The sequence below is a fragment of the Nonomuraea sp. NPDC050790 genome, from assembly GCF_044456745.1.
In the GTDB taxonomy this organism is placed as follows: domain Bacteria; phylum Actinomycetota; class Actinomycetes; order Streptosporangiales; family Streptosporangiaceae; genus Nonomuraea.
On sequence record NZ_JBITGF010000003.1, the window covers coordinates 666,019 to 679,826 of the forward strand.

Consider the following 13,808-nt stretch of genomic DNA (forward strand, 5'->3'; position numbering starts at 1 on the left):
CGATTTGCCGCCATGACCGGAATCAGGCTGACGCTGGCCGTGCTGGGCGCCGCCGCCCTGACGCTGACCGCCGTGCCCGCGCAGGCGGGCACGGCCGCCGCGCCGATCACCGACGACGTCACCCTGGAGCTGCGCAAGGACGGCGTGCTCAGGGTCAGCGAGAAGATCGGCGGCGAGGGCGAGGTCAAGCGGACCTTCCTCACCAGGACCCGCTACGACGACGGCAACGACCGCCTCTACCAGGTCACCGGCGTCAAGGGCGGGCAGCTCGCCGGCGACGTGCTCACCGTCAAGGCCCCAGCTACCGTCACCTACGAGGTGAAGGGCGCGGTCACGCCGTCCGGCGGCGTGGAGGAGCTGCGCTGGTTCGCGGTCAACGGCTGGAACGTCCCGGTCTCCAAGGCCACGGTGAAGGTCACCGGCGCCGGCATGGTGCAGAACCTGTCGTGCTTCGCCGGCGAACTGACCTCGGCCATCGGCTGCACGAGCGCCTCCATGGACCACGGGGCCACCGAGGCCGACTTCGAGCAGCAGAACCTCGCGCCCGGCCAGGCGCTGACCGTCGTGGTCGGCTACCCCAAGGGCACCAGCTCCGGCACGCCCATCCTGGAGCGGCGCTTCTCGCTGGCCGCCGCGTTCACCCTCGACGGGGTGACCGGCGGGGCCCTGGGCGCGCTGCTGGTGCTGATGCTGGGTGGGATCGGGCTCCTCTACTGGACGCGGGGGCGGGACGCGCGGGTCGCCGGGCAGGAGACCACCGTCGACCCGGTGCAGAACGGGCACTTCTCGCCGCCGGACGGGGTGCGGCCGGGGCAGATCGGCACGCTCGTGGACGAGCAGGCCGACGTCGTGGACGTGACCGCCACGATCGTGGACCTGGCGGTGCGCGGGTACCTGCGCATCGACGAGCAGCCCAGAGGGGCCTACGACGCGCCGGACTGGATGCTGGTCAGGCTGCCGAACGCGCCGGTCGAGGCGTTGCTGCCGTATGAGAAGGCGCTGTACGACGCGGTGTTCGAGGGCCGCGACGCCGTCCTCCTCTCCGACTTGTCCGGATCTTTCGCGAAAAATCTGGGGAAAGTGAGGGATGAGCTCTATGCGGATGTCGTGCGGCAGGGCTGGTTCGCCCGGCGGCCCGACACCGAGCGGACCCGCTGGACCACGATCGGCTTCGTGCTCATCGGCGCCGGGATCGTGGCCACGGTGGCGCTGGCCTGGTTCACCACCTACGGGCTGCTCGGCCTGGCGTTGATCATCGCGGGGGCGGCGCTGGCCGTGGGCGGGCAGTTCATGCCGGCCAAGACCGCGAGGGGGTCGGCGGCGCTGGCGCACACGCTGGGGTTCCGGCAGTACCTGTTCTCCGGCGAGCTGGGAAATGTCCCCGAGCAGCACCGAGTCGAGCTTTTTTCGCGATATTTGCCCTATGCCGTGATTTTTGATGGCGTGGAGCATTGGTCGCGGGTGGTGGCCTCCGTGACCGGCAACGGGCACCAGGCCGACAACCTGTACTGGTACCACGGGCCCGCCGAATGGGACCTGTCCAAGTTCGCCGGCTCGATGCGTACCTTCACCACCACCACGTCCGGCGCGATCTCCGCCACCCGGCAGCTCCGCTCGCTGTGAGGCCGGAGGATCTGGAGCTCCATCGCCGGGAGCTGCACGTTCACTGCTACCGGATGCTCGGCTCGTACCACGAGGCCGAGGATCTGGTCCAGGAGACGTTCCTGCGCGCCTGGCGCAGGCGGGACACCTCGCCGGACAACCTGAAGGCCTGGCTGTACAAGATCGCCACGAACGCCTGCCTGGACTTCCTGCGCGCCAACCCGCGCCGGCCGGAGCCGCGCCAGGAGCCCATCGTGGCCGACCCGGGGATGGCGTGGCCGACCTCCACCCACGTGCCCTGGATCAGCCCCTACCCCGACGACCTCCTCGACTCCGTCATCGAGCGCGAGACGATCGAGCTGGCCTTCCTGGTGGCGATCCAGCACCTGCCGGGCAAGCAGCGGGCCATCGTCATCCTGCGGGACGTGCTCGGCTGGTCGGCGCCGGAGACCGCCGAGGCGCTGGACACGACGGTCACCGCGGTCAAGAGCGCCCTGCAGCGGGCCCGGCCGGTGCTGCGCGAGCACCTGCCCGCCCAGCGCATGAACTCGGCCAGCGCCGAGGAACTGGCCGTGGTGCGCACCTACATCACCGCGCTCGAACAGGGCGACCCCTCGGTGCTGCCCGCGCTGCTCAAGTCCGACGTCTGGCAGACCATGCCGCCCTCGCCCCTGTGGATTCTCGGGCGGGAGTCGTTCGTGTCCGCGTGGGCGCCGCAGATGTCCGGCGAGGCGTCGTGGGGCGACTGGAAGGTGCTGCCCGCCCGGGTCAACCGCCAGCCCGCGATCGCCGCGTACCTGCGCAAGCCGGGTGAGGAGCGCTTCTCGCCGTTCTGGCTCGGTGTCTTCCGCATGGAAGGGCCGCTGATCAGCCAGATCGCCACCTTCGGCGACGAACTTTTCCCGGTTCTGGGTCTGCCCGATTCCTTTTCCGGGGACCCGTCGTCATATGGGCATGACTGATCTGCAGAAAAACGTACAGGCCGCTATCGACGAGCTCGTGGAGTCCGGTGTCGAGCGCGGCGTCCAGGTCGCGGTGTACCGGGAGGGCGAGCTCGTCGTGGACGCGGTCGCCGGCCTCGCCGACCCCGCCACGAACCGCCCGATGACCTCCGGCACGCCGGTCTACGTGACCTCCACCGGCAAGGGCATGATCGCCACGGTCGTCCACCTGCTGGCCGAGCAGGGCGTCATCGGCTACGACACGCCGATCGCGGAGTACTGGCCCGAGTTCGCCGCCCATGGCAAGGAGCGGGCCACCGTACGGCATGCCATGAGCTACCGCGCGGGCGTGCCGGGCGTGCCCGTGGACACAACGCCGGAGGACCTCGCCGACTGGGACCGGATGTGCGCGGCCATCGCCGACGAGAAGCCCTGGTGGGAGCCGGGCACCACGATCGGCTACCACCCGCAGTCGTGGATGTACTTGATGGGCGAGATCGTGCGCAGGACCACGGGCAAGACGGTCTCCCAGGCCCTGCGCGAACTGGTCGCCGAGCCGCTGGGCGTCGCCGACGAGCTCTTCCTGGCCGTGCCCGCCGCGGAACTGCCGCGCCTGGCCGTCATCGAGAGCTCCGAGGGCCCGCAGGAGGAGATGCCGCCGGAGGTGCTGGCGCAGATCCCCTTCTTCCGCGTCGTGGACGGCTACACCGCCGCGCCGATGGCGGCACTGCCCGACGCCGCCTTCAGCAACCGGCCCGACATCCTGACCGCCGACTGCGGCGCCACGGGCACCGCCAGGGCCCTGGCCCGCATGTACGACGCCCTGCTCAACGGCCTCATCCCGGCCGAGCGGCTGGCCGAGGTCACCTCGGTCCAGGCCAGCGGGACGGACGAGGTCAGCGGCATGCCGGCGACCTGGGGACTCGGCTACTCCATCGGGCTGACCGAGACGCTCGACCGGCCCACGTACTTCGGGATGGGCGGCAGCGGCGGCACCGCGGCCTTCGCCGACAAGGCCAGCGGGCTGGCGGTCGGGATCACCAAGAACCGCATCTGCCCGGGCAACCCGTTCGAGACGGTGGACCGGCTCGGGCAGCTCATCCTTCTATAGACGGATATAGCCGAGTTCGACGGCTTTGCTGACGGCCGCTGTCCTGGTGTCGACGCCGAGCTTGCCGTACACGTGGTTGAGGTGGGTCTTGACCGTGGCCTCGGTGATGAACAGGGCCTTGGCGATCTCCTTGTTGCCCGCGCCGCGGGCCAGGAGTTCGAGGATCTCGATCTCGCGCGTGGTCAGCGCGGGGCCGGGGTCGCGCAGGCGGCGCATCATGCGGGTCGCCACCCTGGGCGAGAGCGCGGTCTCGCCCCTGGCGGCGGCCCTGATCGCCTGGAACAGCTCGTCGGGCGGGCACGCCTTGAGCACGTAGCCGGTGGCGCCCGCGTCGATGGCGCGCACGATGTCGGCGTCGGTCTCGTAGGTCGTCAGCACCAGCACCTGCGGGGCCCCGTCGAGCGCCCGCACCTCCCTGGTCGCCGTGACGCCGTCGGGGCCGTCGCCGAGTTGCAGGTCCATGAGCACCACGTCGGGGCGGCGCAGGGCGATCAGGCGGAGCGCGTCGTCGGCATTCTCCGCCTCGCCCACGATCTCCATGTCGGCCTCGCCGCCGACCAGGGCCGCGATGCCCGCCCTGACCACCGGGTGGTCGTCGACCAGGAACAGCTTCATACCGGAATCCTCGCAGCCACTGCCGTGCCCTCCCCCGGCGCGCTCTCCACCGTCAGAGTCCCGCCCGCCTGCGCGACCCGGTCGCGCATCGCGCGCAGGCCGTAGCCGCGTCCCGGCCTGGTCACGGCCATGTTCTGGTCGAAGCCCACCCCGTCGTCGTAGACGTCCAGCGTGACCTCGTCGTCGAGGTAGGCGAGCGTGACGATCACCCGGCTCGCGTGCGCGTGCTCGCGCGCGTTCGCCAGCGCGCCCTGAGCCACCCTCAGCAGTACGGCCTGCGTCTCGTCGGCCAGCGGGAACTCGGTGCCCTCCACCCGGAACTCCGCGCCCAGCGCCTTCAGCGCCTCCGGCAGCGACCGCCCGGCCAGCGGCGCGGGACCGAGGTCGCGGACGAAGCGGCGGGCCTCGTCGAGGTTCTCCCCCGCGGCCTCGATCGCCGTCCTGACGTAGGAGCGGGCCTGCTCGGGATCGGACTCCCAGACGCGCTCGGCCGCCTGCAGCAGCATGCGCTGGCTGGTCAGCCCCTGGGCGAGGGTGTCGTGGATCTCCCGCGAGAGGCGCTCGCGCTCCTGCATGATTCCCGCCTTCCTCAGTTCCCAGAAGATCACGATGGTCATGGCCGCCACGGCGATCGGCGCCAGCACCAGGCTCGGGTCGAACCGGTCGGACAGGCTGATCTGCGCCACGATCACCGCGACCGTCAGCACGGCCGCGGCGGCCAGCGTCATCCGCAACGACAGCAGCCGCAGGCACAGGTACAGCAGCGGGATCGCGCACCACGCGAACGACGGCGCCAGCTCCACCAGCACCAGCCAGAGCCCGAGCACGACCGCCAGCCACACCAGCCGCCCCCTGCGCCCCAGCCGCTCCCACAGCAGCACGCCACCGGCGTAGACGAGTGCCAGCAGGCCCGCGTCGGCCAGCGCCGCAATGGTCTTGAGGTCCATCGCGTGGCGCACGACCAGGCGGGAGGCGGAGGCGGCCAGCAACAGGAAGAAGCCGGCGTGCATCGCCCGGTTGAGCCAGATCCGCTCCATGCCCGCCTCCTCGCCGTTGTGCGAGCGTAGGCGGCGCCCGCGGCGTTCACATCAACCGATCGGTTGACCTGCACGTCCCCCGATTCTCTCCCACGCCTCGATCGGTCTCCCGATGGCGTGGCCGGTTCCCCCCGGCAGTCTGGAACTCGTCGCAACAACCACTGACCTGGAGGAACACCATGAAGCTCCGTACCCGTCTCGCCGCCACCTCGCTCGCCGCGCTCGCCATCACGGGCGGCGTCACCGGCACCGCCGCGCAGGCCGCCGCCCCGGACGCGCCCGCGGTCGTCCAGACCAACGTGCTGTCGGCCGACGCCGCGCTCAAGATCGCGGATGCGGTGCAGAAGGAGGCGGCCAAGCAGAAGCAGCGCGTGAGCGTGGCCATCGTGGACCGCTCGGGCGCCACCCGGCTCATCCTCAAGGGCGACGGTGCCGGGCCGCAGACGGAGGAGTCGGCCAGGCGCAAGGCGTTCACCGCGGTCTCCTTCGGTCAGCCGACCAGCGCCCTGTCCAAGAACCAGGCCCTGGCCGCGATCCCCGGCACGCTGCTGCTGGCCGGCGGCGTCCCGGTCGCCTCGGGCGGCGCGCCGATCGCCGGGATCGGCGTGGGCGGCGCGCCGAGCGGCGACATCGACGAGGCCATCGCTCAGGCCGGTCTCAAGGCCGTCCAGGGCCGACTGGGCTGATGTCCGCTCCGAACTCCCAGGTGAGCGGCGAGGGAGAGAGGATAGGGGTGTGGGTGGGATTGGCAGGCGCGGGCTACTGCTCGCCGGAATCGGGCTCGTGGCGGCGGCCTGTGGTGGAGGTGGCGGCCGGGTGGTATCTACCCCTCCGGGCGGTACCTCCCCGACAGCCGTGAAAGGATCAGACGTGCTTGAGGAACAACTGCTTGTCGCCGCCGCCGCGGGCGAGGCCGCCGCCGTGCGCGAGGCCGTCACCGAGGGGGCCGATCTCGAGGCCCGCGACGGCCGCCGCCGTACCGCTCTGCTGCTGGCCTCGGCCGCCGACCACGTGGAGGTCGCGCAGATCCTGGTGGCGGCCGGCGCCGACCCGGACGCGCTGGACGCCCAGCACGACACCCCGTGGCTGGTGACCGGCGTGACCGGCAGCGTGGCGATGCTGCGCGTGCTGCTGCCCGCCAACCCGGACCTGACGATCAGGAACCGCTACGGCGGCGTCTCCCTGATCCCCGCGTGCGAGCGCGGGCACGTGGACTACGTACGCGAGGTGCTGAAGACCGGCATCGACGTCAACCACGTCAACGACCTCGGCTGGACCGGCCTGCTGGAGGCGGTGATCCTGGGCGACGGCTCGGCCAGGTACCAGGAGATCGTCCGGCTGCTGCTGGCCGCGGGCGCCGACCGTGAGCTGGCCGACCGGGAGGGCGTGACCGCCCTGCGGCACGCGGTGGAGAAGGGCCAGCGGGAGGTCGCCGACATCCTGCGGGGCTGACTACGGGCGCGGGCGGATCTCGCCTACGGGGCGGCCGCCGCCGTACAGGATGCCCTTGGCGAGGACGTCGAGGTCAGGGCCGGTCAGACCGAGGCCGCGCAGGGCGGCGACCGTGACGGGCGTCCGGGCGCGCGACGAGCCGTCCTCGATCTTGACGGTGCCGGCCCGCCCGTCCTCGAAGACGAACGCGTCGAACGCCTCCGCCCCGGACTTCAGCATCAGTCCGGGTACGGCCCGCATGAGCTTGACCTCGTCCCGGTGCGTGCCGGACGTCCACTCGGGGAAGGCGCGCATCGCGTCGAAGACCCGGCGCTCATGGCTGCCGGCCCCGCCGAGCGGAAGGGCGCGGAACGCCCTGGTCACCCCCAGCATCGACACGAAGAACAGCGGCGCGCCGCACCCGTCCACCCCGGAGGCGGCCACGCGCTCCCCGGTCAGCTCCTCGATCGTCGCCCGCACAGCCCGCTGCAGCGGATGCCGGGGCTCCAGGTAGGTCTCCAGCGGCCAGTCGTTGAGCACGCAGGTGGCGAGCATGGCGGCGTGCTTGCCCGAGCAGTTCATGTAGACACGCGAGCGGTCGGTGACGGTCCTGTCCTCCGGGTAGTCCTCGGGACACCGCAGCGCCGACTCGTCCAGCCCGGCCCCGGCCAGGATCTTGCGCACCCCGTCCACGTGGTACGGCTCGCCCGCGTGCGAGGCGCAGGCCAGCGCGAGCAGTTCGCCCTCCAGCGAGAGCCCGTGGCGCAACATCCCCAGCGCCTGCAGCGGCTTCATCGACGAGCGGGGCGAGGCGGGCACGTGGACCGCGCCGTGCGCGTCGACCGGCGTCCCGTCGGCGTCCACGGTGAGCATCCGCGCCAGATGCGTGGACTCCACGAACCCGGATCGGACGACCTCGACAACGAGCGACATTCCCGCCCCCTTTCCCCAGGAGTCTACGGATCGGGGAGAATGAGGTCCCATGCGGGCGGTGGTGCAGCGAGTGAGTACGGCCACGGTGGTCGTGGACGGTCAGACGGTGGGCGCGATCGACGAGCCCGGCCTGCTCGTCCTCGTGGGCGTCACCCACACGGACGCGGCGGAGCAGGCGCGCAAGCTGGCCGCCAAGCTCTGGGGGCTGCGCATCCTCGACGGCGAGAAGTCCTGCTCGGACGTGGGCGCGCCGCTGCTGGTGGTGAGCCAGTTCACCCTCTACGCCGACACGAGGAAGGGCCGCCGCCCCACCTGGCAGGCGGCCGCCCCGGGACCGGTGGCCGAGCCGCTCGTGGAGGCCGTGGTGTCGGAGCTGCGGGCACTCGGCGCGCACGTGGAGACCGGCCGCTTCGGCGCCGACATGAAGGTCTCCCTGGTCAACGACGGCCCCATCACGCTGGTGATCGACATCTAGGGTGGGGCTGGCCCCACCCATAACCAGCCATCCTGGCCCATTTCCCGAAATATCGGGCGCTTTCTATCGTCGCTGGTATGCGAAAGATCCTCTGGGCGCTCGCCGGGGCCGGGCTCCTCGTCGTCGCCCTGGTCATCCACTCCCACGGCCGCGAGCCCGGCCCCGCGCCCGTGCCTCGGACGGAGACGACCATCGGTCACCACGAGCTTCCGGGAACCGACCTGGTCGTCGATGCCGACGGGCCGGTCCGCCTCACCGTCGTGGCGGGCGGCGCGCGGCGGATCGTCATCAAACGGGAGCTGAGCTGGACCGGCGGGCGCCGCCACGAGGAGGCGTGGGAGGACGCCAGACGGCTGCGCATCGCCTACGCGTGCGACGACGGCTGCGCGGCCGACTACGTGCTGACCGTGCCCGACGCGACCCGGGTCAGGGTCGCCGGCGCGGCCAGGGGTCTCACCTGCGCCGCCCGGGTCACCTGCACGGAAGAATGAGTTCAGCGGATGCGGCGCCGCATGGCCGGATCGATGGTGACGTTGCGGCCCGCGTCCGGCGGGACGATGACCTCCTGCGTGGCGGCCACGCCTCCGGCCAGCAGCGGCGCGTCGACCGGAACGGTCCGCTTGACCACGGCCAGCGCGATCGGGCCCAGCTCGTGGTGCCGGACGGACGAGCCGACCGACCCCACCTCCTGGCTCTCGAAGATCACCGGCGCCCCGTGCGGCGGCAGCGTGTCCACGCTCCCGTCGAGGTGCAGGAACACCAGGCGCCGGGGCGGGTGGCCCAGGTTGTGCACGCGCGCCACCGTCTCCTGGCCTCGGTAGCAGCCCTTGGTCAGGTGTACGGCCGCGCCGATCCAGCCCACCTCGTGGGGGATCGTCTTGTGGTCGGTGTCGAGCCCGAGGCGTGGCTGGTACCGCTCGATGCGCAGCGCCTCGTACGCCCAGATGCCCGCCATCCGCCCCAGACCGGGACCCAGCTCAGCACGCGGGACGAAGCGGTCGCCGTCGGCGGTGGAGATCACGGCCAGCTCGTCGTCGGCGCTGGAGACCTCGACGCGCAGCATGAACCGCATCTTGTCGAGGTAGTCGATCAACGCCTGCGACGTGCCCGGCTCCACGTGCGCCAGTACGGCCTCGCCATCGTCGACCAGCGTGAGGTGGTGCTCGACCCGGCCCTGCAGATCCAGGATGAGCGTCTCGGTCCACTCCCCCGGCTGGAGGGTGTCGAGTTTGTTGGAGGTCAGGTCGTTGAGCCATTTCAGCCGGTCTGCCCCGGACACGCGTACGATCTCGCGATTGCTGCGGTCGACGACCGCCTCTCCCTTGATCAGCGCGCGCTGCTCGGCGAACAGGTCGCCGTAGTGCGCCGCCACGTCGGCGTCGGGGGCGTCGGCCGCGACCGCGCCAGGGAGATCGAGCAGAGGGCTACGCATGCCTTCCAGGTTATCGGCAGTTGCGGCAGAGCCCGAAGACGGTCAGGTGGTGGACGTCCGCGACGAACCCGAGCTGGTCGTCCAGCCCCTTGACCAGCCCTTCCGCCATCTCCGGCCCCACCTCCCCGATCTCGCCGCACCCCCGGCACACCAGGTGCACGTGGTCGGCGTCGGCGGCCAGGTGGTAGGTGGGCGCGCCGTGGCCGAGATGGGTGTGGGTGACCATGCCCAGCTCTTCGAGCAGCTCCAGCGTCCGGTAGACGGTGGAGATGTTCACCCCGCGCGCGGTCTGGCGGACCTTGACGCAGATCTCCTCGGGGGTGGCGTGCTCGAGGTCCTTGACCGCCTCCAGCACCAGTTGGCGCTGCGGCGTCACCCGGTAGCCCTTGGCGCGGAGTTCCTCGTGCCACTGCGTCTCCGTCATGCCCTGAGAATAATCGCTTGCCCGGGTTCGGGGGCCTCGCATAGCGTCGTCAGCACGCGGAAAGGAGGTGGTCCAAACAATGGTGATTCATAGTTGGGCTAGCGAGGTGGTTGTCCGCTAACGACGCGGACTCCATGTCTCGCGTCGTTTCGGCGAAATACGAGGCAACCACCGGGGCCCCGAGGCTGCTGGAGGGCGGGAGGTCCATCCCGACCCATGGCCCATCCAGCCCGTCCGCTCGAGCGGGCGGAGTCCGCCCGGGGCCCTTCTGCCTTTTCCGGGCTCAGTGCTCGCTGCGCCAGGGGATCCCGAGCTTCTCGCAGGACTCGCGGTAGAGCGTCACCACCGCCTTGCGTACCTGGGGGCGCTCGGTCAGCGTCTCACCCCACGGCACGCTGAGCCGTTCCCCGCCGTCGATCGTGAACTCGATCGCCTCCGCCGTCACGTCGCTCGTGACCGCCTCGGTGGCGTCCGGCCGCCCGCCCAGCCCGCGCACGATGATGAGCGCGTCGTCGGTGTGGTCGTCGTTCATGTGGCGCTTGATCGCCTCGACGACATCAGGGGTGAAAGGGGTAGTCATATCGGCTCAAGCTACCTTCTTCAGCTCCGCCGACATATGGGACGTCAGTGCCTGTCCCTCGGCGGCCATGTCATAGGCCCACATGAGGTTCCCGTTCACCAGCCCGTAGAGCCGGCGCCCCGCCGTGTACTCCTTGGCCGACTCCGTCCGCGCCACCACGTCGGTGCTCAGCTCGATCTTGTGGAAGACGACCTCACCCACGTAGATCTCCACGATGCCCGTGGGATGGGCCAGCAGCACCTCGAGCTGCCGCTCCGGCCGCGCCCGCCAGTAGCCCGTCTCCGTGGCCAGCGGCCGGACCCGGTTGCCGTCCCCGTCGAGCAGCCAGGTACGGCTCACGTACTCCAGGAACGGCTTGCCGTTGTGCCCGAACTCGATCTCCTGCCCGAAGTTGAAGCTGTCGATCGTCGGATAGCCGCCCACCCCGGCGCCTTCCCACCTGCCCAGGAGGAAGGAGATGTGCTCAAGATCCGGGTGCACCTCAGGAGTCTCCATGCCGCCCAACATTACTCTCCGTCGCGCGCCGTTTCCCGAGGGCCGGGCGAGGTTCTGGCGGCCGGGCCCAGGGGCGTATGGTGGCCTGCATGGCACGATCACTGGTGATCAAAGTGACCGCGGGGGCCGACGCCCCTGAGCGGTGCAACCAGGCCTTCACCGTCGCCGCCGCCGCCCTGGCCAGCGGTGTCCCCGTATCGCTCTGGCTGACCGGCGAGGCCTCCTGGTTCGCGTTGCCGGGAAGGGCCAAGGAGTTCAGCCTCCCCCACGCCGCTCCCCTGACCGACCTGCTCGACGCGGTCCTGGCCGCCGGCCGGGTCACGGTCTGCACCCAGTGCGCCGCCCGCCGCGAGATCACGGTGGACGACCTCATCGACGGCGTACGCATCGCCGGGGCCCCCGCCTTCGTCGAGGAGGCGGTGACGGAAGGCGCCCAGGCCCTCGTCTACTGACCCGCGATCCGCTCCACCGCCCGCATGGCGACCTTTCGCTTCGGATCGTCCAGCAGCCCGGTCAGCGTCCCCAGCCCGGCCACCATCGCCGCGCGGGCCGTCTGCGCGTGCGGGCCGGTGCCGGAGGCCACCTCGCCCAGCAGCCGGAGGATCAGCGCCCGCCGCGGTAGCCCCGGGATCGCCAGCGGCTCCATCAGCCGGCCCACGACCCAGGTGGCCTCCTCCGTGACCTCGTCGGAGTTGAAGGAGACGAAGCACCTCTCCCACAGCCGCCAGACGGCGTGCTTGTCCGCGGACCCGTCGGCCAGCCGCCGTAAGTCCGTTTCCGGCTCGGTCAACGCGGCAGCACAGCCGAGAGGCGTTCGGTGCGCAGGGCCTCGTACCAGCGGTCGTCCAGCGGCGGGAGGTCGCCGGCCGACCAGGACAGCAGGAGGTCGGCCAGCGCGGGGTTGCGGGCCAGGGCCGGGCCGTGGAGGTAGGTGCCGACGACGTGCCCGGCGTAGCAGCCCTCGAAGCCGTTGCCGTTGCCCACGCCGGTGACCACCTGGGACAGCGGCTTGACGCCAGGGCCCAGGTGGGTGACGCCCATGTGGTTCTCGAAGCCGGTCAGCGTGGGCAGATTGAGCGCGGAGTCGACCTCGGCGACGAGTTCGCCGACGGCGCGGGCGGGGCCGCGGCTGCTGCTGATGTCGAGCAGGCCGATGCCGTCGACCGGCTGGCCCTCCTCGCCGCCGAAGGTGGATCCCATGATCTGGTATCCGGCGCAGACGGCCAGCATGGCCGCTCCCCTGGCGATGGCGCGGTGGAGGCCGCCGTCGCGGCGCAGCCGTTCCGCGGCGAGGATCTGGGGCCGGTCCTCGCCGCCGCCGATGAGGTAGATGTCGCCGGTCTCGGGGACGGGGTCGGCCGAGCGTACGTGGACGACCTCGGCCTCGATGCCCCTGCGGCGGGCGCGCTGCTCCAGCACGAGCGCGTTGCCCTGGTCGCCGTAGGTGCTGAGCAGGTCGGGGTAGATCCAGACGATGCGCAGGGTGCTGTCAGACGGCACGGCCGAACTCCGATCGGATCTGCTGGAAGGCGGTGTAGTTGGCGATCACGTCGACCCGGCCGGGCGGCTGCGCGGCGAGGGCCTCGGAGAAGGTCTCCGCCAGCGCGAAGGGTACGTCGGCGACGTCGAGCCGCAACGCCAGGTCGAGCCGCCGCTCACCGGTGACGAAGACGGGACGTCCGCGCAGGATGCGGTAGTCGACGTCCCAGAGCCAGGAGGTGTCGCGGCCGTCGGGGCCCTGGGCGTTGACCGACAGGATGATCGGCAGCGCGGGGTCGGCGACGTCGAAGGCCTCCAGCCAGCCGGCCGGGTTCTTGGCCAGCAGCAGCCGGGCGTGGCGGCCGTCGCGCTCGACGGTGGTGTAGCGGCCGGCGACCGAGGTGACTTCGCGCAGCCTCGGCAGCGCCCGCTCGACCGGCAGGCCGAACGCCTCGGCGACGGCCAGGGCCATCGCGGCGTTGGAGCGGTTGGCGGCGCCCGGTAGCTGGATGTCGAGCACCCAGCGCTGGCCGCGCGGGTCGATCACGGCGTCGTCGTCGAGGATCCACTGCGGCTCAGGCCGGTGGAAGGTGCACTCGCGGCAGGCCCAGTGGCGGTCCTTACGGTCGAGCGGCCCGCCGCACTCCGGACAGCACCAGCTGTCCTCCTTCCAGCGCTGGCCGCCGGAGACCCAGGTGACCTTGGCCGCGGTGGAGGCGCCCCAGGTGACGAGCGGGTCGTCGCAGTTGGCGATGACGTGGGTGGGCTTGCCGGACAGGGCCCGGCGCCACTTCTGGGCCAGCAGCCAGATCTCGGCGGCGCGGTCCATCTGGTCGCGGCTGAGGTTCATGAGGCACACGACGCCGGCGCCGGTGGTGTCGAGGACCTCGGGCAGGTACTTCTCGTCGACCTCCAGCACGCCGTAGGGCGCGTCCTTGTGCTGCGACAGCGCGGAGACGTGCCCGGCGGGCATGTTGGCGCCGAAGGCGTTGGTCGCCACCTCGCCCATCTCCAGCAGCGCGGAGGTGATCAGCCGGGTCGTGGTGGTCTTGCCGTTGGTGGCGCTGATGAGGGCCAGCCTGCGGTCGCGCGCCAGTTGGCGCAGCAGGTCGGGCTCCAGCATGAGGCCCACGCGACCGCCGATCACCGAACCGTCGCCGCGTCCGGTCATCCTGGACAGGGTGGCGGCACTGCGCCCCAGGGCACTCGCGAGCTGAGCCCGCAGGGGAAGCTGGGTCATGGTTATGGATCCT

The 13,808-nt window shown here is 71.3% G+C and carries 18 protein-coding genes; 8 read left to right on the plus strand and 10 right to left on the minus strand.

Annotated features, from left to right (window positions below; all coding sequences use genetic code 11):
• Positions 1 to 12 precede the first annotated feature (12 nt).
• From ACIBEJ_RS18075 to ACIBEJ_RS18085, 3 genes are read left to right on the plus strand one after another with little or no spacing between them, the layout of a single operon-like run.
• Complete coding sequence (locus tag ACIBEJ_RS18075) at positions 13 to 1,623, plus strand: DUF2207 domain-containing protein (protein ID WP_397183859.1); 1,611 nt, start codon at positions 13 to 15, stop codon at positions 1,621 to 1,623.
• Positions 1,620 to 2,564, plus strand: coding sequence for an RNA polymerase subunit sigma-70 (locus ACIBEJ_RS18080; protein ID WP_397183860.1), 945 nt, complete (start codon positions 1,620 to 1,622; stop codon positions 2,562 to 2,564). Before ACIBEJ_RS18075 ends, ACIBEJ_RS18080 begins: the two co-directional genes overlap by 4 nt.
• Entirely contained in the window at positions 2,557 to 3,654 is a 1,098-nt protein-coding gene (locus ACIBEJ_RS18085) for a serine hydrolase domain-containing protein (RefSeq protein ID WP_397183861.1), read from the plus strand. Before ACIBEJ_RS18080 ends, ACIBEJ_RS18085 begins: the two co-directional genes overlap by 8 nt.
• Here ACIBEJ_RS18085 and ACIBEJ_RS18090 read toward each other — a convergent pair.
• Both ACIBEJ_RS18090 and ACIBEJ_RS18095 read right to left on the minus strand, forming a co-directional pair.
• Positions 3,649 to 4,269 carry a response regulator gene (locus ACIBEJ_RS18090; protein ID WP_397183862.1) on the minus strand — a complete coding sequence of 207 codons (621 nt, stop codon included), beginning with the start codon at positions 4,267 to 4,269 and terminating at the stop codon, positions 3,649 to 3,651. The genes ACIBEJ_RS18085 and ACIBEJ_RS18090 overlap by 6 nt on opposite strands.
• Positions 4,266 to 5,306, minus strand: a complete 1,041-nt coding sequence (locus tag ACIBEJ_RS18095; RefSeq protein ID WP_397183863.1) for a sensor histidine kinase — start codon at positions 5,304 to 5,306, stop codon at positions 4,266 to 4,268. Before ACIBEJ_RS18095 ends, ACIBEJ_RS18090 begins: the two co-directional genes overlap by 4 nt.
• Positions 5,307 to 5,485: 179 nt before the next feature.
• Between ACIBEJ_RS18095 and ACIBEJ_RS18100 the strand changes: the two genes are divergently transcribed.
• Together ACIBEJ_RS18100 and ACIBEJ_RS18105 are read left to right on the plus strand one after the other, a co-directional pair.
• The gene (locus ACIBEJ_RS18100; protein ID WP_397183864.1) at positions 5,486 to 5,992 is read left to right on the plus strand and encodes a heme-binding protein; all 507 of its coding nucleotides are present in this window, start codon (positions 5,486 to 5,488) and stop codon (positions 5,990 to 5,992) included.
• 184 nt (positions 5,993 to 6,176) lie between these two features.
• Entirely contained in the window at positions 6,177 to 6,758 is a 582-nt protein-coding gene (locus ACIBEJ_RS18105) for an ankyrin repeat domain-containing protein (protein ID WP_397183865.1), read from the plus strand.
• On the opposite strand, the gene ACIBEJ_RS18110 is transcribed toward ACIBEJ_RS18105, so the two are convergent.
• A complete protein-coding gene (locus tag ACIBEJ_RS18110) occupies positions 6,759 to 7,670 on the minus strand; it encodes an asparaginase (RefSeq protein ID WP_397183866.1) in 912 nt (303 codons plus the stop codon). It lies immediately after the preceding gene.
• Positions 7,671 to 7,719: 49 nt separating this feature from the next.
• On the opposite strand from ACIBEJ_RS18110, the gene dtd reads away from it, so the two are divergent.
• Together dtd and ACIBEJ_RS18120 are read left to right on the plus strand one after the other, a co-directional pair.
• Positions 7,720 to 8,145 carry a D-aminoacyl-tRNA deacylase gene (gene dtd / locus ACIBEJ_RS18115; protein ID WP_397183867.1) on the plus strand — a complete coding sequence of 142 codons (426 nt, stop codon included), beginning with the start codon at positions 7,720 to 7,722 and terminating at the stop codon, positions 8,143 to 8,145.
• A 77-nt stretch (positions 8,146 to 8,222) separates the two neighbouring features.
• Positions 8,223 to 8,636, plus strand: coding sequence for a hypothetical protein (locus ACIBEJ_RS18120; RefSeq protein WP_397183868.1), 414 nt, complete (start codon positions 8,223 to 8,225; stop codon positions 8,634 to 8,636).
• A 2-nt stretch (positions 8,637 to 8,638) separates the two neighbouring features.
• Here ACIBEJ_RS18120 and ACIBEJ_RS18125 read toward each other — a convergent pair whose 3' ends face one another.
• From ACIBEJ_RS18125 to ACIBEJ_RS18140, 4 genes are all read right to left on the minus strand, one after another.
• Positions 8,639 to 9,577, minus strand: coding sequence for a YgfZ/GcvT domain-containing protein (locus ACIBEJ_RS18125; protein WP_397183869.1), 939 nt, complete (start codon positions 9,575 to 9,577; stop codon positions 8,639 to 8,641).
• 10 nt (positions 9,578 to 9,587) lie between these two features.
• On the minus strand, positions 9,588 to 10,001 hold the full coding sequence (locus ACIBEJ_RS18130; protein ID WP_397183870.1) for a Fur family transcriptional regulator: 414 nt from the start codon (positions 9,999 to 10,001) through the stop codon (positions 9,588 to 9,590).
• Between the two features lie 283 nt (positions 10,002 to 10,284).
• Positions 10,285 to 10,581 carry a DUF2470 domain-containing protein gene (locus ACIBEJ_RS18135; protein WP_397183871.1) on the minus strand — a complete coding sequence of 99 codons (297 nt, stop codon included), beginning with the start codon at positions 10,579 to 10,581 and terminating at the stop codon, positions 10,285 to 10,287.
• A 6-nt stretch (positions 10,582 to 10,587) separates the two neighbouring features.
• Entirely contained in the window at positions 10,588 to 11,076 is a 489-nt protein-coding gene (locus ACIBEJ_RS18140; RefSeq protein WP_397183872.1) for an FABP family protein, read from the minus strand.
• Positions 11,077 to 11,165: 89 nt separating this feature from the next.
• Here ACIBEJ_RS18140 and ACIBEJ_RS18145 point away from each other — a divergent pair, with 89 nt between their 5' ends.
• Positions 11,166 to 11,528 (plus strand): DsrE family protein, encoded by a 363-nt coding sequence (locus ACIBEJ_RS18145; protein ID WP_397183873.1) that lies wholly within the window; start codon positions 11,166 to 11,168, stop codon positions 11,526 to 11,528.
• On the opposite strand, the gene ACIBEJ_RS18150 is transcribed toward ACIBEJ_RS18145, so the two are convergent.
• Genes ACIBEJ_RS18150 through ACIBEJ_RS18160 form a run of 3 tightly spaced genes read right to left on the minus strand, consistent with a single transcriptional unit; the run spans position 11,522 to position 13,795 of the window.
• Complete coding sequence (locus tag ACIBEJ_RS18150; RefSeq protein WP_397183874.1) at positions 11,522 to 11,866, minus strand: hypothetical protein; 345 nt, start codon at positions 11,864 to 11,866, stop codon at positions 11,522 to 11,524. The two genes, ACIBEJ_RS18145 and ACIBEJ_RS18150, sit on opposite strands and share 7 nt — an antisense overlap.
• Positions 11,863 to 12,576, minus strand: a complete 714-nt coding sequence (locus tag ACIBEJ_RS18155; RefSeq protein WP_397183875.1) for a type 1 glutamine amidotransferase — start codon at positions 12,574 to 12,576, stop codon at positions 11,863 to 11,865. Before ACIBEJ_RS18155 ends, ACIBEJ_RS18150 begins: the two co-directional genes overlap by 4 nt.
• Positions 12,566 to 13,795, minus strand: coding sequence for a MurT ligase domain-containing protein (locus ACIBEJ_RS18160; protein WP_397183876.1), 1,230 nt, complete (start codon positions 13,793 to 13,795; stop codon positions 12,566 to 12,568). Before ACIBEJ_RS18160 ends, ACIBEJ_RS18155 begins: the two co-directional genes overlap by 11 nt.
• Positions 13,796 to 13,808 lie beyond the last annotated feature (13 nt).

What these genes read in the sequence shown, in the direction of transcription:
- ACIBEJ_RS18075 (WP_397183859.1), top strand. Translation starts at nt 13, where the DNA reads ATGACCGGAATCAGGCTGACGCTGGCCGTGCTGGGCGCCGCCGCCCTG.
- ACIBEJ_RS18085 (WP_397183861.1), top strand. Translation starts at nt 2,557, where the DNA reads ATGACTGATCTGCAGAAAAACGTACAGGCCGCTATCGACGAGCTCGTG.
- ACIBEJ_RS18090 (WP_397183862.1), bottom strand. Translation starts at nt 4,269, where the DNA reads ATGAAGCTGTTCCTGGTCGACGACCACCCGGTGGTCAGGGCGGGCATC.
- ACIBEJ_RS18095 (WP_397183863.1), bottom strand. Translation starts at nt 5,306, where the DNA reads ATGGAGCGGATCTGGCTCAACCGGGCGATGCACGCCGGCTTCTTCCTG.
- ACIBEJ_RS18100 (WP_397183864.1), top strand. Translation starts at nt 5,486, where the DNA reads ATGAAGCTCCGTACCCGTCTCGCCGCCACCTCGCTCGCCGCGCTCGCC.
- ACIBEJ_RS18110 (WP_397183866.1), bottom strand. Translation starts at nt 7,670, where the DNA reads ATGTCGCTCGTTGTCGAGGTCGTCCGATCCGGGTTCGTGGAGTCCACG.
- dtd (WP_397183867.1), top strand. Translation starts at nt 7,720, where the DNA reads ATGCGGGCGGTGGTGCAGCGAGTGAGTACGGCCACGGTGGTCGTGGAC.
- ACIBEJ_RS18120 (WP_397183868.1), top strand. Translation starts at nt 8,223, where the DNA reads ATGCGAAAGATCCTCTGGGCGCTCGCCGGGGCCGGGCTCCTCGTCGTC.
- ACIBEJ_RS18125 (WP_397183869.1), bottom strand. Translation starts at nt 9,577, where the DNA reads ATGCGTAGCCCTCTGCTCGATCTCCCTGGCGCGGTCGCGGCCGACGCC.
- ACIBEJ_RS18130 (WP_397183870.1), bottom strand. Translation starts at nt 10,001, where the DNA reads ATGACGGAGACGCAGTGGCACGAGGAACTCCGCGCCAAGGGCTACCGG.
- ACIBEJ_RS18135 (WP_397183871.1), bottom strand. Translation starts at nt 10,581, where the DNA reads ATGACTACCCCTTTCACCCCTGATGTCGTCGAGGCGATCAAGCGCCAC.
- ACIBEJ_RS18140 (WP_397183872.1), bottom strand. Translation starts at nt 11,076, where the DNA reads ATGGAGACTCCTGAGGTGCACCCGGATCTTGAGCACATCTCCTTCCTC.
- ACIBEJ_RS18145 (WP_397183873.1), top strand. Translation starts at nt 11,166, where the DNA reads ATGGCACGATCACTGGTGATCAAAGTGACCGCGGGGGCCGACGCCCCT.
- ACIBEJ_RS18160 (WP_397183876.1), bottom strand. Translation starts at nt 13,795, where the DNA reads ATGACCCAGCTTCCCCTGCGGGCTCAGCTCGCGAGTGCCCTGGGGCGC.